At 70.3% G+C, this 24851-nt stretch carries 18 protein-coding genes; 14 read left to right on the top strand and 4 right to left on the bottom strand.

Translation table 11 applies throughout. From position 1 onward, the window contains the following. Window positions 1-34: 34 nt before the first annotated feature. From ACW4TU_RS26725 to ACW4TU_RS26685, 9 genes are all read left to right on the top strand, one after another. Window positions 35-3988 (top strand): NACHT and WD repeat domain-containing protein, encoded by a 3954-nt coding sequence (locus tag ACW4TU_RS26725; RefSeq protein WP_457417312.1) that lies wholly within the window; start codon window positions 35-37, stop codon window positions 3986-3988. Next, window positions 3981-7724: an AAA domain-containing protein gene (locus tag ACW4TU_RS26720; RefSeq protein ID WP_457417311.1), complete on the top strand. Its 3744-nt coding sequence runs from the start codon at window positions 3981-3983 to the stop codon at window positions 7722-7724. Before ACW4TU_RS26725 ends, ACW4TU_RS26720 begins: the two co-directional genes overlap by 8 nt. Further along, on the top strand, window positions 7721-10906 hold the full coding sequence (locus ACW4TU_RS26715; RefSeq protein WP_457417310.1) for a hypothetical protein: 3186 nt from the start codon (window positions 7721-7723) through the stop codon (window positions 10904-10906). The genes ACW4TU_RS26720 and ACW4TU_RS26715 overlap by 4 nt, the downstream gene beginning before the upstream one ends. Beyond that, window positions 10903-13404, top strand: coding sequence for an ATP-binding protein (locus ACW4TU_RS26710; RefSeq protein ID WP_457417309.1), 2502 nt, complete (start codon window positions 10903-10905; stop codon window positions 13402-13404). The genes ACW4TU_RS26715 and ACW4TU_RS26710 overlap by 4 nt, the downstream gene beginning before the upstream one ends. 1163 nt (window positions 13405-14567) lie before the next feature. After that, a complete protein-coding gene (locus ACW4TU_RS26705; protein WP_457417308.1) occupies window positions 14568-14936 on the top strand; it encodes an STAS domain-containing protein in 369 nt (122 codons plus the stop codon). A gap of 188 nt (window positions 14937-15124) precedes the next feature. Beyond that, window positions 15125-15841 (top strand): ANTAR domain-containing protein, encoded by a 717-nt coding sequence (locus ACW4TU_RS26700; RefSeq protein WP_457417307.1) that lies wholly within the window; start codon window positions 15125-15127, stop codon window positions 15839-15841. 128 nt (window positions 15842-15969) lie between these two features. Next, the gene (locus ACW4TU_RS26695; protein WP_457417306.1) at window positions 15970-16728 is read left to right on the top strand and encodes an ANTAR domain-containing protein; all 759 of its coding nucleotides are present in this window, start codon (window positions 15970-15972) and stop codon (window positions 16726-16728) included. Further along, entirely contained in the window at window positions 16725-17492 is a 768-nt protein-coding gene (locus tag ACW4TU_RS26690; RefSeq protein WP_457417305.1) for a GAF domain-containing protein, read from the top strand. Before ACW4TU_RS26695 ends, ACW4TU_RS26690 begins: the two co-directional genes overlap by 4 nt. Window positions 17493-17640: 148 nt before the next feature. After that, a complete protein-coding gene (locus ACW4TU_RS26685) occupies window positions 17641-17988 on the top strand; it encodes a hypothetical protein (RefSeq protein ID WP_457417304.1) in 348 nt (115 codons plus the stop codon). A 170-nt stretch (window positions 17989-18158) separates the two neighbouring features. Here the strand turns inward: ACW4TU_RS26685 and ACW4TU_RS26680 are convergent, their stop codons facing one another. Genes ACW4TU_RS26680 through ACW4TU_RS26670 form a run of 3 tightly spaced genes read right to left on the bottom strand, consistent with a single transcriptional unit; the run spans window position 18159 to window position 20120 of the window. After that, the gene (locus ACW4TU_RS26680; protein ID WP_457417303.1) at window positions 18159-18695 is read right to left on the bottom strand and encodes a GNAT family N-acetyltransferase; all 537 of its coding nucleotides are present in this window, start codon (window positions 18693-18695) and stop codon (window positions 18159-18161) included. Window positions 18696-18744: 49 nt separating this feature from the next. Beyond that, window positions 18745-18873, bottom strand: a complete 129-nt coding sequence (locus ACW4TU_RS26675) for a hypothetical protein (protein WP_457417302.1) — start codon at window positions 18871-18873, stop codon at window positions 18745-18747. 35 nt (window positions 18874-18908) lie between these two features. Then, window positions 18909-20120, bottom strand: coding sequence for an AI-2E family transporter (locus ACW4TU_RS26670; protein WP_457417301.1), 1212 nt, complete (start codon window positions 20118-20120; stop codon window positions 18909-18911). Between the two features lie 225 nt (window positions 20121-20345). On the opposite strand from ACW4TU_RS26670, the gene ACW4TU_RS26665 reads away from it, so the two are divergent. The 5 genes from ACW4TU_RS26665 (at window position 20346) to ACW4TU_RS26645 (ending at window position 24054) form a co-directional block, all read left to right on the top strand. Further along, window positions 20346-21551, top strand: a complete 1206-nt coding sequence (locus ACW4TU_RS26665; RefSeq protein WP_457417300.1) for an acyltransferase family protein — start codon at window positions 20346-20348, stop codon at window positions 21549-21551. A 126-nt stretch (window positions 21552-21677) separates the two neighbouring features. Then, window positions 21678-22007 (top strand): hypothetical protein, encoded by a 330-nt coding sequence (locus ACW4TU_RS26660; RefSeq protein ID WP_457417299.1) that lies wholly within the window; start codon window positions 21678-21680, stop codon window positions 22005-22007. A 78-nt stretch (window positions 22008-22085) separates the two neighbouring features. After that, on the top strand, window positions 22086-22532 hold the full coding sequence (locus ACW4TU_RS26655) for an NUDIX domain-containing protein (RefSeq protein WP_457430311.1): 447 nt from the start codon (window positions 22086-22088) through the stop codon (window positions 22530-22532). Window positions 22533-22837: 305 nt separating this feature from the next. Next, on the top strand, window positions 22838-23755 hold the full coding sequence (locus tag ACW4TU_RS26650; RefSeq protein WP_457417298.1) for a hypothetical protein: 918 nt from the start codon (window positions 22838-22840) through the stop codon (window positions 23753-23755). Then, window positions 23755-24054 (top strand): hypothetical protein, encoded by a 300-nt coding sequence (locus tag ACW4TU_RS26645; protein WP_457417297.1) that lies wholly within the window; start codon window positions 23755-23757, stop codon window positions 24052-24054. Before ACW4TU_RS26650 ends, ACW4TU_RS26645 begins: the two co-directional genes overlap by 1 nt. Here ACW4TU_RS26645 and ACW4TU_RS26640 read toward each other — a convergent pair. Continuing rightward, window positions 24033-24833: an SDR family oxidoreductase gene (locus ACW4TU_RS26640; protein ID WP_457417296.1), complete on the bottom strand. Its 801-nt coding sequence runs from the start codon at window positions 24831-24833 to the stop codon at window positions 24033-24035. The genes ACW4TU_RS26645 and ACW4TU_RS26640 overlap by 22 nt on opposite strands. Window positions 24834-24851 lie beyond the last annotated feature (18 nt).

Below are 24851 nucleotides of genomic sequence, written 5' to 3'. Positions count from 1 at the left end.
GTCGCAAGGGGCTGTAGCCACGTACCACCGGTCCGTGGGCACCCCGGACGGCCAGGCGTACGACGCCAGTCCGAACACCGCGGCGCCGTACGACGAATCAGAGATCGCGGACGCGTTCGACGTGTACGTCGTCCCTGTGGGACCCGTTGTCGGTTACGACGAGACGGTGGACACCGCGGCCGAGGCGCACCTGACCACAGCCGTGCTCGAGCAGTTCGGCGGGCAGGCCGCCGCGCCGCTCTTCGCTTACAGGGACCCCTCCGAGGAGAAGGACGACAGTCCAGGGACTCTGAAGTCCCTGAAGGAAGTCGACGAGCAACTGGCGCGCTGGGCCGGAGAACACGACGACCGTGCCGACCGCCCCTCGGCCCTTCTCTGGTTCGGCCATGGCACTCCCGGCGCCGCGGGGCCCTCGCTGCTCGTGCCCGGCTCGAAAAAGCGGAGGGACAACGCGCGGGTGACACCCGACATGCTCGCGCACTACATCCTCGCCGAACAGCGGTTCCGCGCCACCGACGAGGGTCATTGGGCGATCGTCCTGATCGAGGCCTGTAACGGGACTGAGTTCGCCAGCAAGTTGTACGTGAAGCTCACCGACACACAGCCCAAAGCGTGTTCCCTGTTGCTGGTCTCCACGGGCAAAGGGGGGGCCCAGGCGTATCTGGGGGCATTCCGCGCCCACTTGGAGAAGTACGTCCGCAAACAGACCTCCCTCGACGAGGTGTTCACCCTTCGCGACCTCCAGGTCCACCTCAAGGGCCCCGGCTGCTATGCGGAACTCGTCGGTGACGAGACATCACTCGAACTGAAGCTGAGGCTGCACGACCGCGTGCCCCTCTCCGGGGCCGTCACGGTCGCCGAACAGATGCGGCTCCAGCACGAGTTCGAAGAGACGGCCCCGCCGTGCGCGCCACCACCGGCCGCGACGTCAAGCGGATTCCTCGAACTCGTCCCGGAGTTCACCGGCAGATCCGGGGACCTCGACGCCGTCGCCGACTGGTGCTCCACCGTGGACACACCGCCCGTGCTCGTGGTCACGGGGCCGCCCGGCACCGGGAAGTCCGCACTGCTCGGCGAGGCTCTGCGCAGGTTGCGCATTGGGGCGGGCCACGGCCCCGGAGAGGCGCGGATCGGCGCGGTGCTGCGCCTCACCGGCAGCACCCCGACCGATGTCGTACACCAACTCGCCGAGTCCCTTGGCACATTGCAGCCGACGACTTCTGGACCGCCGAACGACGAGACCGACCCGACCGAGCACCCGTTGGACCTTCTGCGCCGTCGCCTCACTGCTCTCGCTGCTGCTGCGTCGGCCCGGACGCTGATCATCGCCGACGCCCTCGACGAGGCCCAGGATCCGGTCCAGGTCGCCTGTCTGTTACGGGACCTGACCGACATACCCGGTGTCGGTCTGCTCATCGGCACGCGAAGTTCACCGTACGGCCGCAGCGGAGGGTCCGGTGCCCACGGCGAGCTGCCGGCCGTCCTGGGCTCCACCACCGGGCGCGCCCGGGTACGGGACCTCGCGCCCGATCCGGACGCCGCCGCCCGGTACGCGGAAAGGCACGTACGGCGCGTCCTGCGGGAGCACCCGGCGGGCGCCCCCCCGTGGCAGGAGACCGTCGTCCTCATCGTGCGGGGCGCCGTCGACGACCACGTGCGGGACGGCTCCTGGCAGTTCCTGCAGACCGCCCTGATGGTCCGGGAGATCGAGCAGCGCCCCGACGTACTGAAGCCCGACACCGAGTCCCGCACCGCCCTGGAGAACCTGCTCGCCCGTGACCGGACAGGACTCTTCGGCTCGGCTGTAGCACGCATCACCGAGGAATTGCCGACGGCCGAGTTGTTCCTGCGGGCCCTCGCTTTCGCCCAGGGCCGTGGCCTGCCCCGTGCTGACGGCATCTGGGCCCACGCGGCGGCCGGCATCACCAGCTCCGACGTACCCCTGGGCGACCAGAAGATGTCCCTGTTCCTCAGCCGGGCGGCGGCATACGTCCTGCTCGACGGTGAGGACCGGCGCAGCGTGTACCGGCTGGCCCACCGCACCTACGCCGAACAGCTCCAGGCCTCCAGCACCCTCGAACAGCGGCTGGGCATGCTCACCGCCCTGCTGCAGCTGGCGGAGGACCAGGCAGCCGCCGGACAGCGGCTCAGCCCCCATCTCCGGTCCCGGCTCGCCCAGTACGCGGCCGACTGCGGCGCCCGGGGCTGGACGGAACTGGCCGGGCGACCCGCCGTTCTGGACCAGCTGCCACCGACCTCGCTGTCCACTCTGGCTCTCGCACCCGGCCGCCGGGAGGGCGGGGTGACACCCGGCGACCTGCCAATCGAAGTGCTGGGCACCGTCACCTCCGCGCACCTGATCAAAGAGTCCTCGCCCGGCGATCGGCCTGGGCTGCGTCAGCTCGGCGCACTACGCGCCACAGGGCAGTGGCACCCCGCAGGCCCCGGGGCCGCCTGGGAGGTGTGCTGGGGACGGCTGCGCACGGCGCCACCGCATCTGCAGCTCGGCGGCGCCGACGGGGCCGTCTCCGCGCTAGCTGCGCACCCGTCGGCGCAATGGCTTGTGTCGGGCGCGATCGACGGGACGGTGCTGGTGTGGGAACCGTGGCGCTCCCACCGTCCTGCCCTGCTACTGCGTGGCTGCGAGCTTCCGGTGAGCGCCCTGGCCTCCCTCGGCTCGGCGGCCGGCTGCGACGGGCCCGGCCTGCTGGCCGCCGCCCACGACGACCGTACGGTCCAGCTGTGGGACACGGACAGCGAGCGTCCTGCGCCGGTGACCACAGCATTCCCCCAGGTCGTCCGGCACATGGTGGCTCTGCCCGACGGCACCGGAAGGTTAGCCCTCGCCGGGGAGGCCGGTCACCTGTCGCTCCTCAATGCGGACGATCGGCTGCCAAGGATCGCAACCGCCCTGACATCCGGTGACGTGGTGGGTCTGGCACCGGTCACCGGCACCGGTGAAAGGCAGTGGCTGGCGGCGGCGTACCAGACTGGTGAACTGGCGCTATGGGACGTCTCCGACGACGCTCCGTCACTGTTGACCCAGGTGCCCACCCGGCAGGTGCTGACCTCGCTCACCGCCATCACGGACACCGAAGGGGTCATCCGGCTGGTCACCGCCGCCGAGGAGGGCCCCGTACGGTTCTGGTGCCCGACCCCACGGGAGGGTGCGGAGGTCCGGATCCTACTGGTCGGCGAAGCGCAGTCCGGCGCGGAGGACGGCCGTGATCCGGTACTCACCGCTCTGCCGGTCCCCGACGGCGGCGAGGTCGCGGTGCTCGGCGACAGCGCCGGCACCCTACGGGTCCTCGACCCGCACGACAGTCCCGGGAGGACGTTGTGCACCGGAGGGCCGACCCGCACCAGGGCACTCGTGGTCCTCGGCGGACCGAAGGGTGGCCATGCCGTCGTGTCCGCGGCCGTACGTGACCCGCGCATGCACTTCTGGGCCGCCGCGCCCAAGGCGGCCGGCGCCCCCGCACATGCGACGCGGTTGGCCGGACCCGACACCGTGCGGCGACAGGTCCTGCCGGACGGCCGGGAGGTCCTGGTACTCAGCGGCCCCGCCGGCACCGACGAACGGGTTCTGGGGGCGAAGGACGGCGAGGAACTCACGCACGAGGCGCTCGCCGGCCTCCTCTCCCCAGGGGGAGAGGCCGGAGACGACACCACGGACGCTCCGGCGCCACAGGCCGTCAAGGGCGCCCACCTACGCCGCGTGCAGGGCTGGACCCGCTTGCTGGGGGACGCGTACGAGGGGCTGTGGGCGAGCGTCGACCTTGACGGCGAAGTCGCGCTGTGGCGGCCGGGGGCGCCCGGATCCTGGCAGGTGACGCACCGGATCCGCCTCGGCCTGCGGTGCCGTGGGCTGGTGGCGCTGGACGGCGGACGGTTGGCGGTCGCCACCCATGACGGAGTCGTCGTACTCGGAATCGGATCTGTTGGGGCTGGGGCCGGCGGCGGCCGGACGGAGGAAGCGGATGGATGACGAGTTGAGCCCGGAGGAAGTCGAGGACCTGGTGGAGGCGCTGTTCATCCGCGAACACGCCCCATACGCTCCCGACAGCGCCCCGTACAAGCTCATTGGCAAGGTCGAACACACGATCAGCGGGCGACTGGTGCGGTTCGTCCTGAGCCACGACCTGCTCGGCGACCGCGAAGTCTCGCTCTTCCTCTCCGTCAACGACGTGGTGGGCGAGCTGTGGGAGCACGAGGTGCGCAACCTGCTGCGCCTGCGGATGCTCGGGCATCCGGCGCTGCCGCAGATCGAGGACGGCAGGTTCGACAAGTCGCATCGGGTGGCGTTCATCATGACCGCCAAGATCGGCACTCCGCTGGCGGAGGAGGGCTGGCCGACGGTAAGGGAGTGGGCCACCACCTACCCCGTGGTCGCGTTCGAGCAGTTCAGCCTCCTGGTGGACGCCCTCAGCCAACTGCACGGCACCCGGATCGTGCACCGCAACCTCACCCTGAGCGCTATCCGCCTCACCAAGGTGGAGAAGAAACCGACCCAGGCGACCCTCTCCCTGGCGCGCTTCGAACTGAGCGCCATGCTGAACAATCTGCTGCACTCGGTCAACGGCCCAGACGCCAGGCGGAAGCACGAGGAGGCCATGCGGGCGCTATACCACTCCCCGCCCCCCGGGATCAGCCGGGCACAACACCTGGCGTATCTCGCACCGGAGACCTACGCCTCGGTCCTGGGCGGCGCCCAACTGCGCCGTCTCGACCACGGCAGCACCGATGTGTTCGGACTGGGCGTGCTGGGCTGGGAACTGTTCATGGACTCACTGACCGAGCGGCTGCCCGAAGAGTGTGCGACGGTCGACGAGGCCGGACCCGGCGAACTGCCCGAGGCGCTGGCCAGCCTGCACACCGCGATGCGCCGCGAGCTGAACGTCGACACGCGAGTGCCCCGTCGGCTGCGCGACACCCTGCTCGCCATGCTCGACCCGTCCCCGACGGGCCGCTGTTCCGCCTTCGAGGCGGCGTCGGACATGCAACGCAGCTGGACGGCCATCTCCGGCGCCCTGGAGCCCGAGGCCGAGGTCACCACGCCCCGACTGTTGGCCTTCATGCCCGAAAAATCCGTCTCCACCATCCACGACAGCCGGGGCTGGACCGACCACCCTCCCGACACCCCGGAGGGCCAGGAGGAGCTCCGAGCCTTCCTCGCGGACGAGCTCGGCACGGCCGAACTGATCCACTGCCCACGTGGCGCCAAGGGATTCGTCGAAGGAGACGCCAAGTCGCTCGCCGAGGCGAAGTGGGCGCTCATCGGCGCCCAGGCCGTCTGGTTCTGCGCCTACCTCTACGACGAGGACCTCATGGGCCGACGCCGGGGCACCCACACGGACACCCTGGTCATCAAGTACCTCGTGGACAAGCGGTTCGCCTCCGACCTACTGGCGGTGTGGCCCCGGCGGCGCATCGGCAGGTTCGACCTGGTGCCGTTCCGCAAGGGCCAGTCACTGGCCGAGGAACGCAAGGGCCGGCCGTCGTGGACCGATCTGGCCGAGGCCGTGACCGTCGAACGGTCCGTGACGAACGGGGACGACGAGGTCCAGGACATGCTGCTGGCCTTCGCGTTCTTCCTGGAGTACCAGGGCGTCGCCCTCAGGGCCCGCCAATACCCGTACGTCAAGGAGGAGGGCGACGGCGGCGCGATCGTCCTCGTCCACGACAAGGAGCGCGACCGCCCCTGGCTGCACGGCGACCCGTTGCTGACGGCCTACGCCGACCCCCGGTACCGCCGCAGAGCCCACCTCGGCGACTTCGCTCAGCAGCTCCTGGCCGAGAACCGGTGGGCCAAGCTGTCCGTCGTGGAGGACCGGAACGCCGGGAGGGACAGCGGCAGCCGTCCGGCGGACCCGTACTTCAGCGCGCGCAACACACTCACGGTCCGGATCGACCGGCGCCTGGACGCCGATTCCGTCGTTGTCCAGGATCCGTCCGGCCTGCGGGATCTGCCGGAACGGGGCTGGCTGCGACCGGACTCGGACCGCGGCACCGAGGTCCAACTCCGCCGTGAGGCCCGTGGCCTGGATTCCCTCGGCCGCAAACGCGGCCTCGCCCGCATCCTGCGCAAACCCTCGTCCATCGCGCTGCGCGGCGTCGCGACCCCGGCCGAGTCCGACTCGTACGAACTGCGCGGCAGAGCACCCGAGATCATCGCCGACATGCTGCGGCTGCACCCCTTCTACGCGCTCCAGGGGCCGCCGGGCACCGGCAAGAGCACGGTGATCTCCCGAGCCCTCCGGGACTTCCTGGCCGCCGAGCAGGGGGCACGAGTGCTGGTCAGCGCCCAGTCGAACGACGCCCTCGACGAACTCGCCCAGAAGATCGTCGAGGAACTGGGGCCGAAGATCGAGAAACGCTCGATCCTGGTGCTCAGGGAACTGTCCCGGAGCAAGGAGCGGTCCGACCTGCCGGCCGACCTGCAACGGCTGACCGCCGACCCCATCGCGGAGGACCTGGTCAAACACGTCGAGACGCAGGTCGCCCAGGGGTGTGCGGAGGCGCGCGACGACGACGAGCGGGACCTCATGACGCGGTGGTCCCAGGTCGCACAGGCCGACATGGTGGAGCTGGCCGAACGCATCAAGTCCGGTGCCGACATCGTGCTGGCTACGTGCTCGATCGCGGGCACACTCACCGACGAGGTCCGCGACCCCTCCGACATGTTCGACTGGGTGATCATCGAAGAGGCCGCCAAGGCGTGGCCCACCGAGGTCGTCATGCCCCTCATCCTCGGGGTGCGCTGGACCCTGGTCGGCGACTACCTGCAACTCGGGCCGCATCGGGCCCGGGACATCGAAACGTTCCTGGACAGCCTCGCCTCGCACCAGCACGAGCGGATCAAACTCCACTACGGCAACCGGGACCTCTACCTGAACTTCGTGCAGATGTTCCGCCGCTTCTTCGAGGGACACGTCCCCGGCCAACCCGCCACCGCCGCACTCCCCGTCAACGTTCTTGACACCCAGTTCCGCATGCACCCCACCATCGCACTGCCGTTCGCGACGGCGTTCTATCCAGCCGCGCCGACCGAGAACTCCGAAGGCCACGTGGGGCTGCCGACGGACCCGCATACCGCGACCTTCCTTCAGCCCGATCCGGAGATCGACCAGGTCCACGGCGTGACGAAGCCGGCGTACCTGAAGCACGCCCCCTTGGTGTGGCTCGACACCTCCCGCAGCACCGGCTGCGGCGATCGCGGCTTCTGGTGGAACCCCGGCGAGGTGAAACTGGTCAGGGACTTGGTGTGCGAACTGGGCCTGGAGCACGGGACGGATCCCAAGGAGCTGAGCGTTCTGACGCCGTACCGCCACCAGAAGGAGAAGCTGAACAAGGACTTCCTCGAGGGCCGGGTGCGCACCGTTCACTCGTCCCAGGGCAGCCAGGCCAAAACAGTCATCGTCTCCCTCGTCCGCAGTGGCGATCGCGGCACCGAATCCCGGCACAACATCGGGCACACCTCCGAGCCCGAGCTGATGAACGTGATGCTGTCCCGGGCCCGGCGACTGCTCGTCGTCGTCGGGAACCTGACCCATTACGAGCGGCACGGCGGACCGGACTGGCAGACGGTCATCCGGGTCTTCCGCGACGAGGGACGGATCGTCGATGCGGAGACCGGGGAGATCACGAACGGCAGGGCCGAACCGTGGGAGACCGGGCCGGCCGACCTGGCGGCGGCGGAGAGTGAGCTGGGGGAGGTCCTGTGACCGAGACGACGCTGATCGCCCTGCCCTGCCGCGTGATCACCCTCCGGGTGGAGCTCGGCGCGGAGTCCGGGGCCTCGACCCTGGAGGAACTCGTGCTGGCGGCCGTGGCCGGCGGTCGCAACACGGTCGGGGAGCTGGGCGATCTGTTCTCGCTGCCGCACCGGTTGGTGCTGGATGTGGTGCACGGTCTGTGGGGCCGGGGCTTCCTCGCCGTCGACTTCTCCACCAACGTGCTGGAGAGGACCCAGGCGGCCGAAGCGGTCCTCGGCGAGGAGGCCGGTTCCCGGACGCTGGCCGCCACCGTTCAACAGCGCAAGTTCCTCTTCGACCCGGTGACCGCGACGATCCTGCCGTACGAAAAGGGAGCCAAACGGATACCCCACGGGGCTCTCGACATGCCGCTCGCCAGGGGCTTCTCGGAGGACGACCTGCCACAGGCGGAGCTGCTTCGCGCGGTGCGGCAGGCCGTCGACCAGGACCGCCGCACACGTGGTGTCCGCCGGCGAGTACAGAAGGTGTCCTTCGCCAACCCCGTGCTCAGCCCCCCGGAGGCGGTGCGCTGGACCACGGTGGAGACCGTGGTGAAACGGGATCCCGGCACCGGCACGGTCGCCGCGGTCCCCATCGAACTCCCGGTCGGCTGGGGCAGACGGGCCCTCGAACTCTTCCAGTCCCGCATCACGCATCTGGTGCACACCCGGCCGGACAGCAGGTTCGTCCGCCAGTTGACGACACGTCAGGCGCCGGAGGTGATCCGATTCGACAGCCTGCGCTCCCTGATGCTGGAACTGGAGGAGCTGGCCGAAGGACTGGCCACCGTCCCCGACGATCAGGTGCCGTCCCGGCACGATGCGTTGCGCACCCGGGCCAACCAGGTGCTGGAGGAGCTCGCGGAGGCCCGCCGGGCCCGCTGCTCGGCCCGCAGCGTGTCCGCCAAGGCAGATGTGGATTGGTTGGTGTCGGACCTGATCGAGCGGGCCGAGCACCAGCTGGTCCTGGCACTGCCGCACATCAGGTACGACGCCCTGCACCGGGTTTTGCCGGACCTGGAACTCGCCGTGAAACGGGGCGTCAACCTGGTCTTCCTCTGGGGTGACCACCAGTCGGCGAAGCTGGAACCGCGCGTCGCCACCGCCCTGTTGGACCTCCACTCGCGCTTCCCGGAGAACGTCCTGGTGGAGACGCGCAGCAGCAGCTGTGCGGCCTCCCTGGTCATCTGCGACGACCGGTCCGCGTACGTCGGATCGCGCAGCGTCCTGTCCGGTGACAGCGGCTGCGGTGTGCTCGTCGAGCCCGCCGCCGGCACGGACACCCCGCCCGAGTGTGTGGCGGACCTGCTGAGCTGGACCCGTCGCGTCTACCCGTACTGGGAGACGGCCCGGCGCATCGCCTTGGCTCCCGCCGACTTCGGGCGGCGCGAGCATTCCGTGGACGCCATCGGTCCGGATGTCTGGCGGCGCAGGTTCGACCCGCCGGAACTGGCCGAGGACTGGAACGACGACGCCGTCGCCCACCACACCCGGTGGGCGGCGGGCTGGGGCCGACTGCTGCAGGGCCTCGGGGCCGCCGTCAACGAGGTCTACACGGGTGATCCGGTGGTACGGACCGTCTGGGACGGCAGGTACGTCGACCTGGTGCAGCACCTGATCATCGGCGCCGTCGACCGGCTCGCCCTCACCGACGACAGGGCCGAGCCCGAAGCCTGCGGGGAGCAGCTCGCCCGGCAGCTCACCGAGCTGCGGGACAGGGGGGCCGTGGTGCATCTCCAGCATCCGCCCCTCGCCGACGCCCGGCGCACGGACCGGACGTACGCCGCGCTCCTCCAACGGCTTGGCGGCGAACGTACGCTGCGCACCAGCGAGGCGCGGGCGCGGGCGGTGCTCAGCGATCACGAGGCGGTAGTGGGCAGCCACCGCCCACTGGGCAACAGGGCCATGAACCCGGTACGCGGCCCCGCCCCCGCCGAACTGGGCCTGCACATCGTCGGCACCGTGTTCGTCGCGAGCTTCGCCGGCGCGCTGGGCATTCCGGACTGGTACGGCAGCGCCAGGGAACTGCCGGCTTACCTGCCCCCGCTGCCCACCGTCGCGTCGGCCCCCATACGCGACGACCCATGGATGGTGCTCGCTGGCCGGCGGGACTCCGGCGATTCCGCCGATGTGCTCCGCCGCGAGTCCGCCGCCCTGTTGCTCGGCACCACGGACGGGGTCGCCGATCAACAGGAGTGGGAACGCTGGCTCCTGAACGACGCCTGGGAACGCGGCGCTTTCATGGAGGCGTACGTTCTGGCTCCGCTGCTCAGCAGTGCCGGAAGAGCGACCAGGGACCTAGCCGCCGTTGCCGTGCCGCTGGAGCTCGGCCCGCTCGGCTACCCGCTCTACGCCAGCGCGATCGAACTAAGCGAAGCTCCGCCAGAACACCGTACGGTCGCGCTGGCCGGAGCCGTCGCCGAGATGCTGCTGCACGGTGGGAGCGTCGGCAGGGACGTGTGCGAGGCGCTGGCCGAGCCTGACGGACTCGGCCGCGGACTGCCTGCGGCTTGGCTGCGTCTCGCCAGCGCCGCGAGCACCTGTTTCGCCGGCCTCCAGGCTCCACTGCCGCTGCAGGACGTCATCGAGTGGGCCGCGCACCACGAACGGTCGGCGGAATTCCGCGAACGGTGGCTCCGGCTGACCACCGACCTGGACGAATTCGAACTGGCCAAGCACCGGTTCAACTTCCAGGACGGCGAGAAGCTGCACCGGGCGCTCTTCCAGCCGGAAGGGATGCTGGCCGAGGTCCGGGAGATGGCACTCCATGACGCGGCCGCCGGCCCGCGCGCCAACAACGTGGCCGCCCTGCCGCGCAACGAGCAGGAAGTCCGCACCCAGATGGACAAGATGGCAGGGAAACTCAAGCTGCGGAAGATCGAATGGCGCCACCACATGGTGTACGCACGCAAGGTCGCCGATCTGCTCACCGAGGCCCGCACGCTCGCAGCACAGGACGGCGGCGGCACGAACGTCCCTGCCCTGCTTCCCGTGCTCAACCCGTTCCAGCGGGAGTTCGCCCACCACCTGGACCGTGACTGGCACCACCTCCTCGCCGAGGCGGAGGCACTGGGCGAGCCGGCTCGCCGTCCGGCCAAGGCACTGCTGGAGGCGTTGTCCGCGCTCCCGAAAGCAGGGAGGGAAGACGCATGAGCGAGGTGGGCGCCGAGCCCGGCGTGAGCCGGTATGTGGACGGGATCGCGCGCGAACTGCTGGAGAGCTGGCCGGGCCGGTTCCGGTTCCCGGACGTCCTGGTCGCACTGGTGCGTCAGCCGAGCTCGGACGACGCCGGAGGGGGCGGCACCACGCTCGCCCGTGCCGTACTCGCCTGCGTCGGCGGCAGGCCGCCGCGGGCGGTCTGCGAGGAACTGCTGGAGCGGGGCGAGTTCGACCCCGTCGAGTACGCGCTCTCGGACTGCCCGGATCTGAGCGACCATGAGACGAATTCCCTGACCCGGAAGTTGGAGGCCGCCAGGATCGCTGCCGGGGAGGCGGTGCGGCAACGGGTGACGAAACTGGAACAACGCGCCGAGGCCGCCGGAGTGGGCTTCGCCCCACCGGACGACGGCGTGGTGAGCGCCCTGGCCCGGTCCCGGACCTCCGTGGCAGGGGCCGCTCTGGACGCCGCGAGCGCAGAGCTGGACGCACGGATTGCACCCATCATCCAGGACCTGGAGAGACGCCTGGATCAGCAGGCCACCACCGCGCGTGGCGGCGACCACACCGTCCAGCGGGTCAGGGCCCTGCTCACCGCCGGTGAACTCGTCGCCGCCCGATCCCTGTTGAACCGTGAGCCGATCGGCGCGCCGATCCCGGAGAGCATCCCCCCGCTGCCGCGGTGGAACGAGGAGTGGTCAGCACAGCAGATCCTCGGCTACCACCTGGACCCGTCGAAGCCGCGCCCGCCCGAGTTCGCCGCCTGGGAGGCGGCCGACCACCAGGGCATCACGTTGCTGACCGCCTACGACCGGCTGTCCAAGGACCCCTCCGCGGGGGCGGCCGAGGCGTTCGCAGACGCCCTCAGTCATTTCCTCGGCGCACCCAGTGGTGTGGCGGTGGCCCAGAAGGTCGAGAACAGCCCGTTCCATCTGGCCTTCTTCGACGGGCTGTTCCGCGACGAGGCGCTGTCCCCGCTGCACCCCACAGGTCGGATCGATCTGTACGTCGGCGGGCCCGACACAACCATCGTTCCCGAACTGACTGACGGACAGGCACCGCACGTCGCCGTCAGCCCGAGTCTGGAGCCCGCTGCCTACACCGACCGCCGAGCCACCGCCGTGCTGTCGCTGCGCGATCTGCTCCAGCTCGTCGTGCTGCCCGACGACCGTGGGGCAGCCGTCCTCCGCATCCTCGGCCGGCAGTGGCCGGTCACGGCGCTGGCCGGGGACAGCGCCGCGGCTCTGGCTGGCGTCCTCGGCACCGAACCGGCCACTGCCTGGCGCACCCTGCGCTGGATCACACACCTCTCGCTGGGCGGCGGCCTCGCAACCGTGCAGGCCATGGAGAACTGCACCGGCATGGATCCGGCGCTGCTGCGGGTGATGCTGGAGTACGCCGAAAACAGTTCGGCGGCCGCGCCCGCCGAACTGTGGGATGTGGCGACCGGCGGTTGGCAGGGGGACGAGGCACTCGTACGCGCGCTGCGCGAGGAACTGGTGGCGCGCTGCGACGGACCCACCCTGGAGGCCGCCTGGTGGGCAGCTCTGTCGGTCTGCGACCTCGTCGACGGTCACGTCAGCCGGGAGGACGTCGGTGACCAGGCCGAAGCCTGCTCGGGCCACCACAGCGCCAGGGAGGCAGTCCTAGCGGGCCTCGACGCTCTGGTGTCGCGCGAACTGCTCGTGTCGGCCACGGACGGCACGAAGGACTTGGCCCTGCCGCTGAACGGAGTCATGCGCACGCTGCGTCCGGGCGCCGAACAACAGCTGACAGTTCTGCTGGAACGACGCGAATACAAGCATGGCGAGCTTCGAACCGACCCGGTCGACGCCGGTGAGGTACACACCGCCTGGCTGTGGACGCCTTGGCACCGCAATCGCTTCGCCACCGTGCCCGCTCACGGCCACTATGCCGACGCCGAGACCCACGGCGCGGACAGCGGCGAGCTGGCCGTACTTGCCGCCGCCGCCGAGAGCGAGCTGGATACCCAGAATCCCGAGGCCCTGGCAGGCGTGGGCCCCGGGTCGGGCACGGAGGTGGCGCCATTGCTGCGCACGTTAGAGAAGCAGTGCGAGGACCAGTACTCGGAGATCAGATTGGACGTACGCTGCCCGCCGAACCTGCGTGTGGACATGCCCGAGGCGGTGCTTCGGGCCGTGTTGTACGAGGTTCTGGACAATGCCGCCGAGGCACTGACGGTCGGGGGCGGCATGATCCAGGTCTCGGCGAAATTGGTGAGCCCGGAGGTGCTGGTCGAGGTGCAGGACAGTGGACCAGGTCTGCCTGCCGCAGCCCAAGGAGGCCGGCGGATCTTCCTGCCCGGCTGGACGACTCGGGGGGAGGGCCGTGGCGAGGGCCTACATCGAGCCCGACGGTTTCTACGGGCCTTTGCGACACCGTCCGTCGAAACGGAAGTGGTGGTTTTCCAATCCGAGCACCCCACTCTCAAGGGCGCCGCCCTGCGTCTTGTCCTGCCCGAGCACCTCACTTGAAATGGACGATTGGCGAACATCCTCCCTGACGTGATTCCCCACATCAGCGCAACACCGCTCCCATTCCCATGAATGCCGCACGAGTGGCAGGACTTCAGCCATCGGCTGCATGAGGCAGGGCATCAGCCGTACTGCCTTGTCTGGCCCTGAGCCGGGGCTTCGGGGTGTTGTGGGCGGGGCTTTCGGGCTCCGCCCTTTTCGTGTTCCCGGAGGGGTCGTCGGGCCGCCGGAGCATCCCCGCCTTCCGCCTCGGGCTGTGTGAAGGCGTCGTCGGGCGGCTGGACTTGGGGAGTTTTCGCCGGCTGTCTGCAAGGTGTGCTTCGACGGGCCGAACAGGAGCACACTGGGCGGTACGAGGCAGGCGGTCCGACGGCGCAGGGGACTGTCTCCCCGAGCTCCCCGAGCTCCTCAACGGCCCGGCGCCCGACCTGATTTAACGGATGCCCCCGAGAGGTACGAGGGCGGCGCGGACTCCCCCTCACGTCGCCGCCTCGCACTGACCGTCCTCACCACCCGTCCCGGGGTGCGCGGGAGTTCATCCCGGGCTCGAACACGGGCTGGGGAGGACGAACGGCTGGAGCCGCGTTGTCGGCGATGCGGCTCCAGCCGCTCACCGTGGTCGGCGGCGGGGCGAGGACCCGGCTCGCAGCGTAGACCGGGGTTGGACGAGACCAACACCATGGGATTCCGGACGCCCGTGGCCGGATGAGACCTGACGGGGCCGTGGCAGCTGTCGGAGACACCTGCGGCCAGGAGGCCACAGGGGGCCAGCGGCCAACGACTGGCCGCGCATGGGCGGTTCGCATGCGTCGGCAGGTGCCGGGAACCTCCCGGATCGTGCCCGGGCGAGCGCTTGTTCGTCCCAACCCGGCCGCCTACGGCCTGTCCAGCGACCGACGGGAGGGCTAAGCTGCTATAGACGTCCCAGACCCCGGCGGCATGCTGTTTCCTGAACACAGATGTCTGTGGGGTGCGGACTCTTCGTCTGTCATCCGGCGCATCCCAGGAGGGAACCGGGTGGATCCTCTGTCCTGCCGCGCAGGCTGTCGGACCGGCCGTTGTTCTGCCTCCGCCGAAAACGCACCCCGCCGGGAGCGCGCCCAGGAAGCCGGAACTCCGGCACCAGCGCACCCGCTGCCGGAGGGGCTCCGAACCGAGGCGTCATGCCCCAGCCCCAGCTCACCGTCCACCGCCATGACCGAAGGACACGAGCGCTGATCACCCTGGTCGGTGAGATCGACTTCGCATCCGCGTCGTTGCTGCAGGTGTCCCTGGAACAGTGCCTGCGAGACGGCATCCGCGCCATCGACATCGACCTCAACCTTGTCACCTTCTGCGACTGCAGCGGACTCAACGTGTTCCTCCTCGCCGCACAGCAGGCCACCGCCGTCGGCGGGACCCTGCGACTGCATCATCCGCAGCCGATACTGACCCGCATGCTCGACATCACCGGCACCTCGGCCGTACTCATGGCGGTTCCGCCGCGCGGCTCCGTCCAGCCGGTCCCCGTCCTCTCGGGCGACGGGCGATGACGGCCGGCGCCCGGCGGGCGCGGTCACGGAAGCCGGAGATCTCACGACTCCGGAACTGCTCGACGCCCTGCCGCGGAGCCGGACCAGGACGTCTGTGAGGAAAACCGACATATGGCGGCCGACCAGCGAACGTGCCGCTCCTTCCCGCCCGTTCGGGCCGGGACCAGCCTCCATCGAGGGTGCCCACCGTGGATCAACAGCTCCTGGCCAAGACCTTCGTCGAGCTGGCCGACAACCTGGTCGCCGACTTCGACCTCATCGACTTCCTACGCCTGCTGACCGACCGCTGCGTCGGCATGCTCGACGCGAGCGCCGCCGGGGTGCTGCTCGCCGACCAGGACGGCAAACTCCGCGTCATGGCCGCCTCCGACGAACAGGTGCGCCTGCTGGAGCTCTTCCAGCTCCAGAACGACGAGGGCCCCTGCCTCGAGTGCTACCGCACCGGAGCACCCGTGATCGTCCACGACCTGACCCGGGAGGTCCACCGCTGGCCGCGCTTCGTCACGGCGGCCCACCGCAGCGGATTCGGGGCCGTCCAGGCCCTGCCCATGCGCCTGCGGGACAACACCGTGGGCGCCCTGAACCTCTTCCGCGCCGCCCCCGGCCCCTTCGACCCGCCCGCGACACTCATCGCCCAGGCCCTGGCCGACGTCGCCACCATCAGCCTCCTGCAACACCGCACCGCCCACCGCAGCACGATGCTCAACGAACAGTTGCAGACGGCGTTGGACAGCCGGGTACTGATCGAACAGGCCAAGGGGAAACTCGCCGAACGCCAGGGCGTCGACATGGAGCAGGCGTTCAGCGCGCTGCGCGGTTACGCCCGCTCCCACAACCTGCGCCTGGCCGACGTGGCCCGCGCCTTCATCGACGACTCCGAATCCCTTGCCGGTCTGAGTGTCTGACCCACGCTCCGGCGGGCACCCGCTGCTTCAGGACATGCCCGCGGCCCGTGCGACGCCGGGCCGCACGGTGGCGGACCGACGCGCGTACTGTACGGCGGAGGCCGGGCCGCGCCCTACCCTGAAGTGCCATGGACACGGGACGGAGACCGGTGATCAGCGACAGCATGGCCGAGGTCCTGCGGTCGCTGCGCCAGGGCGAGGTGATCGATCCGGCCCGGGCGTGTGCGGGGGCGCTGGGCGCCGAGGGTGTCGTGCTCTCCCTGCTGGTCGGCAAGGCCCCGACGGCCGAGCCGGTCTGGTGTCATCCCGAGCTGAGCGCGCGGTTCGACGAGCTCCAGTTCACGCTGGGTGAGGGGCCGGGGCCGGACGCGGTCCGCACGGGTTCGCCCGTCGTGGAACCGGACCTGGGCCGGGTACGCCCCGAGCGCTGGCCCGCGCTGCTGCCGGCCGCGCACGACCTGGGCGTACACGGTGTGTGCTGCTTCCCGCTGGGCATCGGAGCCATCCGGCTCGGGGTACTGACCGTGCTGTGCGACGGAGACCGGCGGCTGAGCGAGCAGCAGTACACGGACGCCACCGCCCTCACCGCCGCGCTGACCGGCGCTTTCCTGAACGGAGGCCCTGGTGGCGGAAACGGCAACGGGCGCGGGTTCGACATGTCCCTGGCCCCACCGGCGGGGCTGCGCCGCGCGGTCGTGCACCAGGCGACGGGAATGATCAGCGTCCAACTGGGCGTGGCCATGGAGGAGGCGCTCCTGCGCCTGCGTGCCCACGCGTACGGCAGTGAGCGCCCCCTCGGCGAGATCGCGGCGGATGTGGTCGCCCGCAGGCTCCGATTCGAAGACGATGTGAGCGGGCCACAATCGCCCGACGGTGGAAAGGGATGATCGGCATGGCCCGTGAACGACGTCTGGCCGAGATCTTCGTGGAGATCGCGGACTCCCTCGTCGAGGACTTCGACGTCATCGACCTGCTGCACCGGCTGTGCGCGCGCTGCGTCGAACTGCTCGACGTGTCGGCGGCCGGGATCCTCCTCGCGGACGCGCAGGGTGAACTGCAGGTCATCGCCGCCTCCGACGAGCACACCCGGCTGCTGGAACTCTTCACGCTCCAGCACGACCAGGGGCCCTGCGTCGAGTGCTACCGCACCGGCCTGGCCCGCACGAACATCGACCTGACCCAGCCGGAGGCCATCGTCGGCTGGCCGCGCTTCGCACCACAGGCCCGCGAGACGGGATACGTGGCCACCCACGCCATCCCACTGCGCCTGCGCAGCCGGGTCGTGGGCGCCCTCAACCTCTTCCAGACCACGGCGCACCACCTCGGCGACGACGACATCGCGCTCGCCCAGGCACTCGCCGACGTGGCCACCATCACGATCCTCCAGCAGCGCACGCTGGAGCGGTCCCACGTGGAGAACAGCCAGCTGGAGTCCGCGCTGACCAGCCGTGTCCTGGTCGAGCAGGTCAAGGGCGTGCTGGCGGAACGCTGGGACACCTCCGTCGACAACGCGTTCGCCGCGTTCCGGTCGTACGCCCGCGCCCGTCATCTGCGCCTGACGGACCTCGCCGTACAGATCATCGCGGGCGACTTCGACACCTCGGCCATCCCCGCTCCGGTGCCGGAGCGGACCGCGGACCAGCACGAGTGACCGGCCTCGCGCCCCCGCTTCGGGGAGTAGCGTGAGGCCATCGGGAGCACCTCGCGCACCGGCCCCGTTAGCCGGTGTCGTTCCTGGTGAGCAACGACACCGGACACCCGACCGCAGACGCCTTCAGACGGAACGGATACGATCCCCGATGATGTACGACCAGACACGCGCCCAGCAGCCCGCGAGCCAGCCTCGGGGTTCCGCCGAGCGCCGCAGGCCGGGCCCGGAGCCGCTGCTCCCGCAGGACGAACAGGACAGGGTCCTCCAGCGTCTGCAGCACGCCCTCAACACCTTCGCCGACACCCCGATCGAGGCGCTGGAAGAGGCCGAGAGCGCCTACGACGAAGCCACCGCCCAGCTGGTGAACGCCCTCGCGGAACACCGGAGTCTGCTTCGCGCCGGCTGGCAGGACCAGGACCCCGAAACACAGTCCGACGAACTCCGGCTGGCACTGCGCCAGTACCGCGAGATCACGCAGCGCATGCTCCGCCTCTAGGCATCATGTCGGCGACGTTCCTGAAGGCCGAGCGGTGCCACCGCCGTCATCACTGTGAGCCCTGCCGCCAGGCCAGGTCTCATGCTCGGCCGAACGTCCCGACGCCCCGAACGCCTTGAACGGTGTCGGGCGTTCTGGTTGCCCGCGTTCGCTCCGCGTCCGGGCGGCGATCACTCCCGCACGGCTGGGTACTCCGAGGCCAGCAGACCGAAGAGGACGTCGTCGGTCCACTCCCCCTTGATCCAGGTGCTCCGGACGAGGTGACCCTCGCGGCGGAATCCGACCCGCTCCAACAGCTTCGCCGAGCGGACGTTGCGTCCGTCGCAGGCGGCCGAGATCCGGTGCAGGCCCTCCTCCACCAGCAGGAACCGCACCAGCCGCGCGACGGCCTCGGTGGCGTACCCGTGCCCCTGGAACTCCGGGGCGAACGTGAAGCCCAGCTCGGCCTGGCGTCCGTCCTCGCTGCGGCACACCCCGACGTCGCCGATCAGCCCCGGCACGTCCCGTCGCTCGACGGCGTACTGGAACCACCCCGGAGCGCGGGGGTCCCCGGCCGAGAACGTGGCCGCCAGCCGCTCGGCCTCCGCCAACGGCACCGGCGATTCCCAGGACTGGTACCGGCTCACCTCGGGGTCCGACCGGTACGCCGCCAGGGTCGGCGCGTCCGCCGAGGTGAAACTTCGGATCCGTAGCCTCGCCGTCTCCATGTCTCCGTCTCCCTTCCCTTCAGCGGTAGTTGAGCCAGAGGTAGTTGAGTCAGCGGTAGTCGAGCTCCGCCGGCTCGGTCGCGAGCTTCCTCGGCATGGCCGTGCGGCCCAGCAGGGGAAGCGCGATGTTACGCGCGCCGCGCACCACGGGGTTGCGGGTGGTGGCCATACGGGTCATCCGGGTGGTGGTGAAAACAGTGGTGAGTTGTCCGATCAGCGCGTCGCGCCGGCGCCCCCGCTCACCCCTTCCTCGTACCGCCCCCGCATCTCGGAGAGCACACCGAACGCCGCCGCCGTCAGTGGGACGGCGAGGAGCATGCCGAGGATGCCGGCGAGGGAGGCGCCGGCGGTGAGGGCGAGGAGGATGACCGCCGGGTGCATCTGGAGCGTACGGCTCTGGATCATCGGCTGGAACACGTTCCCCTCCAGGAGCTGGACGAGGGTGACCACGCCGAGGACCCACAGCGCGGTGGTGAGCCCGCCGTCCGCGAACGAGACGAGGACCGCGACCGCGCCCGACAGGAAGGCGCCCAGGTACGGGATGTACGCGCCGATGAAGACCAGCGCCCCGAGCCCGACGGCGCCCGGCACCTGAAGGATCAGCAGGCCGACGGTGATGCAGACGGCGTCGATGAACGCGACGATCGTCGTACCCAGCATGAAGCCCTCGATCGCCTGGAAGGCGCGGCGGGCCATGACCTCCAGGGTCGCGCCGGAGCCGCGGGGCGCCAGCGAGTGCAGTGAGGCGACGGCCCGGTCGGAGTCGCGGAGGAAGAAGAAGAGGAGCAGGATCGCGAGCGTTCCGGTGGCGATCATCTCGGTGAGCAGGCTGACGCCGCTCAGCACACCGGAGACCGCGGTACCGCCGAACTTGGACAGCAGGCCCTGGGCGTTCGTGGCGAGGTCGTCCAGGGCGGTGCCGACCACGTCGAACCGCTCGCTGAGGTCCTTCGCCGCGTCCCGCAGCGAGTCGATGATCTGGTCACCGGTGTCGAGCAGCGCGTTCACCACGATGTACGCGGCCCCGCCCATGATGAGGATCACGGCGGCGCAGGTCAGCCCGGCGGCGAGGGACTTGTTGAACCTCATCCTGACCAGCCGCCGGTAGAACGGGCCGAGCAGGGCGGAGAGGAGCAGCGCGAGCAGCACCGGTGTGACGGCGGTCTGGAACGTGATGCAGAACCACACACCCACGGTGATCACGCCACTCACCAGAAGCAGCAGCACGCTTCCGGCGGCGATGCGCCGGGCGGGCCCCGACAGCAGGGGCGCGCTGCGGCTGTCGGCACGAAGCGATGGCGTGTTCCTGGGCACACCGGTGATGCGTACGGTCGTACGCGTCCGGTGTGTCCGCGGGCCGCGTTGCCCCGGCTGCCTGTTCCGGCTCGTGCCGACTCGCCGAGGGGTTCCCGTACGGCTGTTCATCCTGTTTTCGTCTCCGCTCACCCGCATGACCGCTGGCCACGGCGCTTCGAAGATCGTGCTGTGCCGCGGCGAATGGGTAGACCGGTGCGGGCCCCGCAGGGTTGAGAGGACGGAGGGGGAAGCCGGCGGGGACGGTGGAGGCGCGGCGTCCGGAAAGCGGCGCCGAAGCTGTGGGGACCGTAAGTACGGGTGTGGCTCCGCCGAGGCGGGGCAGGCGCGGACCTTATGAGTACCCCCACCGACCGGAGCACGGTAGCTGTCACTGACGCGGCCACGGAGCGGAGCCCGCAGAGCGCGCAGACCCTGCGCGGGCCGGTGGCGGGATCCCGGCGCAGATCCGGTGGCGGTCGGGGTTTTCCGTCGGCGCTGCGTGGTGGCGGGCGGGTGGCGGGGCTGGACGGGCTGCGGACGGTCGCGGTCGTACTGGTGATCGTGTACCACGTGAAGCCGGGTCTGGTACCCGGCGGCTCGGTGGGCGTGGACGTCTTCTTCACGCTCAGCGGCTTCGTCATCACCCGGCTGCTGATCGCCGAGTACGCCCGTACCGGCGGCATCGGCCTGCGGTCGTTCTACAAGCGGCGGTGGCTGCGGCTGGGCCCGGCCATGCTGACGATGTGCGCGGTCATCACGCTCCTCTCCCTGGCGCTTCCGCTGCCGCTGTTCGACGGGGCGTGGAAGGCGGCGGCGCTGGCGGCGGTGTCGGTGGTCAACCTCGTACGGGCGGGTGAGTCCGGCCCGTACTCCGACCTCACCGCACCCCTCAGCCACACCTGGTCCCTGGGGGTGGAGGAGCAGTTCTACCTGGCCTGGCCGATCCTGCTCCTGCTGCTCCTACGGCACACCACGGCACGGAGGGCACTGGCGTGGGTGGCGGCCCTGTGCGTCCTGCCGCTGCTGTGGCGCCTCGCCCTCTGGGACCCCACGGCGGCCCACCGCATCTACAACGGCCCCGACACCCGCGCCGACCAACTCCTGATCGGCGCGCTGCTGGCCGTGGTCCTGGCCCGCCTGCGCGCCGACGACCCCCGCCTGGCGCGGCTGCGCCGCTGGGCGGGACGCCTGTGCTGGCCCGCGCTCGGGTTGCTGGCCCTGGTCGCCTGGCAGATCCCGATCACCGAGGCGAGCGTGTGGAACCCCGTCTGGTACACGACCGGTTTCATGGTCGCCGCCGTCCTGACGGCCACGGTGGTGGCAACCCTGGACCTGCTCCCGGGGTCGTGGCCGTCCCGCCTCCTCTCGATCGGGGCCCTGGCCTGGGCAGGCCGCAACCTCAGCTACGGGATGTACCTGTGGCACTACCCCGTCCTCCGCCTCCTGTCCGACCTGGGCGTACCCGACGACCAGTTGCTGCCGATGGGCATGGTGGCGACGGTCGCGGCGGCCCTCGCGTCGTACGCGCTGGTGGAACGGCCGTTGCTGCGACGGGGGTGAGGGGCCTCCGGGGGGCCTCGGGGAGTGCGTCCCCGGTGTGGACCAGCGGATCGGAGGATCGGGGGATCGCGGGTCACCAGGGAACGGAACGCGATGTCAGTGGGCCGCCCTAGACTCCGGCGCACGATGACCGACTTCCACACTTACGGCACCAGCGCCCACACCCCCGACGAACTGGTCCGACTCGTCAGCGACCGCCTGGGGTTGGACTTCACCGAGCGCGACAGCTACTTCCGGGGTGTGTACCACCTCGCGGAAAGCCCCGGCCGTAGGATCGAGATCCAGCCCAACTCGATACCCGGCGACGACGAGGACGAGGACGACCTGTACGCCTCCGAACACGCGTCCTTCCAGGTGCTTCTGCTGGCCACCACTCCGGCCACCGATCCTGCCCTGCGGGCCGCCCTGGCCTCTGTCGAAGGGCTCGTTCACCTGGCCCTTGAATCAGAGGCGTGAAGGAACGTGAAGGAACGCGAAGTGTCCCAGTCGCCGATTGCCGACCAGTCCAACACCCTCGCGCCCGCCTTCGGCTCCATGACCGTGCTGGTGGCGGCCGTCATCGTTCACGACCGGGCGGCGGGCCGTGTCGTCCTTCTCCAGCGCGGCCCGCGTGCCAAGTTCGGGCAGGGCATGTGGGATCTGCCCCTCGGCAAGAGCGAACCCGGCGAGCCGATCACCGGCACGGCGGTGCGCGAGTTGTACGAGGAGACCGGGCTGACGGTGAAGCCGGAGACCCTGAAGGTCGCGCACATCGTCCACGGTTCCCAGGGCGTCCAAGCCCCGAACGGCTACCTCACCGTCGTCTTCGTCACCCACGACTGGACCGGCGAGCCCGAGAACCGCGAACCCGACAAACACGCCGAGGTCCGCTGGGTCGAAGTCGACGCGCTGCCGGAGGAGTTCGTGCGCTCAAGCGCGGGCGCCCTGCGTCACCATCTCGGCGGGGGGCCCTTACTCTCGCTGGCCGGTTGGTCGCCGTGACTGCGTCGACCGGGTTCCGGGTGGGCACGGTGATGCGGTCGCACCGGGTCCCTGTGCGCCGGGATCCGGGCGGCCACGGCTCTCCTCCTAAAGGACTTTGAGAAAAGAACCAACAACCCTCCCCCTCCCGCCCGTTCACACCTGTTCGCCCCCGTGCGCCCCCGTTCACTCTCAGGAGTGACGCGGTTGCGGCGAGTGGGTGCGGAGAGTTACGTTCCCGGAAACAACCTCACAAAGACGACGGCCCCCGCCAGGACGGCAATCCTGGACGAGGGCCTGACCGCTCAGGAAGTAGTCCCTTCCCAATGGCTGAAACGCAGTCTAACGCGCCCTCGTGCGCCAACTCCGGTGCGACGAACGCACCGAACTCACCTTCACCGAACACACCCACCTACGGTGTGATTCACGTGCGCACCCGCCTCACCGCCAACTTCACGGTGATCTCCAACGCCCTCGCCCAGCGGCGCGGCAGCGCGGTCACGATCGGCGTCGCGGCCTACATCCTCTCCCTCCCCGACGGCGCCCGCATCAGCATCGCCGCCCTCTGCGCCCACTTCGACGAGGGCGAGATCCTGATCTCGCGTGCGCTACGGGAGTTGGAGGCGGCGGGCCATCTGGAACGGCGCCGGGTGAGGGAGCCGAACGGCAAGGTACGTACACAGACCTTCTTCTACGACGTACCGCGCGGCGCCACTGACCGGGTGGCCCCTGCTCCGCAGCCGCCGACCCGACTGGCGGAGCCCGAGCCCAAGTCCGAGCCCAAGTCCGAGCCCGCCGAGGACAACACTTCGGCGGCAACTTCCCTGAGCCTCCCGCCCGTTGCTCCTCCGCCCCCTCCCCCGCTCGGCCTCGACGATGCCGACCCGCAGGCCGTCGTCATCCTCGCCTCGCTCCGTATCGTCGACCGCAGGCTGATCCTGTCCCGCAGCGAGGTCGCCGAGTTGGCTCCGGCGGTCAGCGAGTGGCTCGCGCAGGGCCTTGGCCCCGAGGAGATCACCGAGGCGCTCACCACCAACCTGCCCGCCCCCTTCCGCGCCCGCCCGGCACGCGTACTGGCGTACCGCCTGCGCGAGGCCCCGCTCCCGGCGCCCCCGAGCGCGCTACCGGCCGTCACCCCCTTGCCCCGCTCCCTCCCCTGGCAGACCTGCGACGGCTGCGAACGGGCGTTCCGGGCGGCGGGGCCCTCCGCGTGCCGCGACTGCAGGACAGCCGAGGCGGCTTGATGGTTCGGGAAGAGGACCGCTGGAAGGCCCGTGAGAGCGTCGGGGACGTCGGCTACGAGTACGACATGACGCCCGAGCAGGTGGATTCGCTCTGCCAGGCGGTGAAGCCGCTCGGCGACCTCGCCCCGCTCAGGCAGGACGGGGACCGGCTGCGGGAACTGGTCGACTGGCTGGAGAAGGAGCACGGGCCGGTCACCGAGCGCGAGAGCGCCGCAACGCTGGAGGAGTTGCGCGAACTCGACGCGGAGCACGCCCGGCGTCGTACCGCCGCAAGGAATCATGAAGGTACGGCCGAGTGACGAGCCGAACGTGCGCAGTCGACGAGGTGAGCCGTGTCCTGCGGGGTGCCCAGGCGGGCCAGCGGGGTGTGGCGGATGGCGTTCTCCCGGTCCTCCTCGGACATCCAACCGGTGTCCACCGGACCGGGGTTGATGACATTGGCGGTGACCCCGAGGTGGGAGAGTTCGCGGGCCGCCGCCAAAGTGATGCGGTCCAGCGCTCCCTTGCTCGCTCCGTACGGCAGGTTGCCCACCGTATGGTCGCTGGTGAGGCCGATGATCCGGCCGGTTCCCGGGCTCGCCGTGAAGCGGCGGCCGAACTCCCGGATCAGCAGCCAGGACGCACGTGCGTTGACGGCGAAATGACGGTCGAAACTCTCCAGGGTCGTGTCGAGCAGGCCCGAGTCGACCGACTCGCAGTGGCACATCACCAGCGCGGTGACACCGGCACCGGCGTCTGCACCGCCCATCCGCCGCTCGACCTCGTCGAAGACGTGCGCCGGTGTGTCCGGGTCGGCGAGGTCCGCCTCTATCGCCGTGCTCGCGGCGCCCTGCTCGGCCAGGAACCGGGTGATCTCTTCGGTGGCACCCGGTTCGACGCCCCAGGACATGCGTGTGTCGTAGGAGGTCCAGTAGGTGAAGGCGATGTCCCAGCCCGACACCGCCAGTCGGCGGGCGATCCCGGCACCGATCCCGACGGTGCGGCCCACGCCGGTGACCAGAGCGAGCGGGCGGGTGGTGGGAGGGTGCGGGGTCGAGGTGCGGTGGTCGGGTCGGGGCTCGTCTGCACGCGTCGTCACGGTCCGGGATCGTCCATG

Source organism: Streptomyces kryoterrae, from assembly GCF_054072135.1.
Note: the sequence above shows the minus strand (reverse complement) of the source record. Positions and strands in the feature narration are given on the sequence as shown.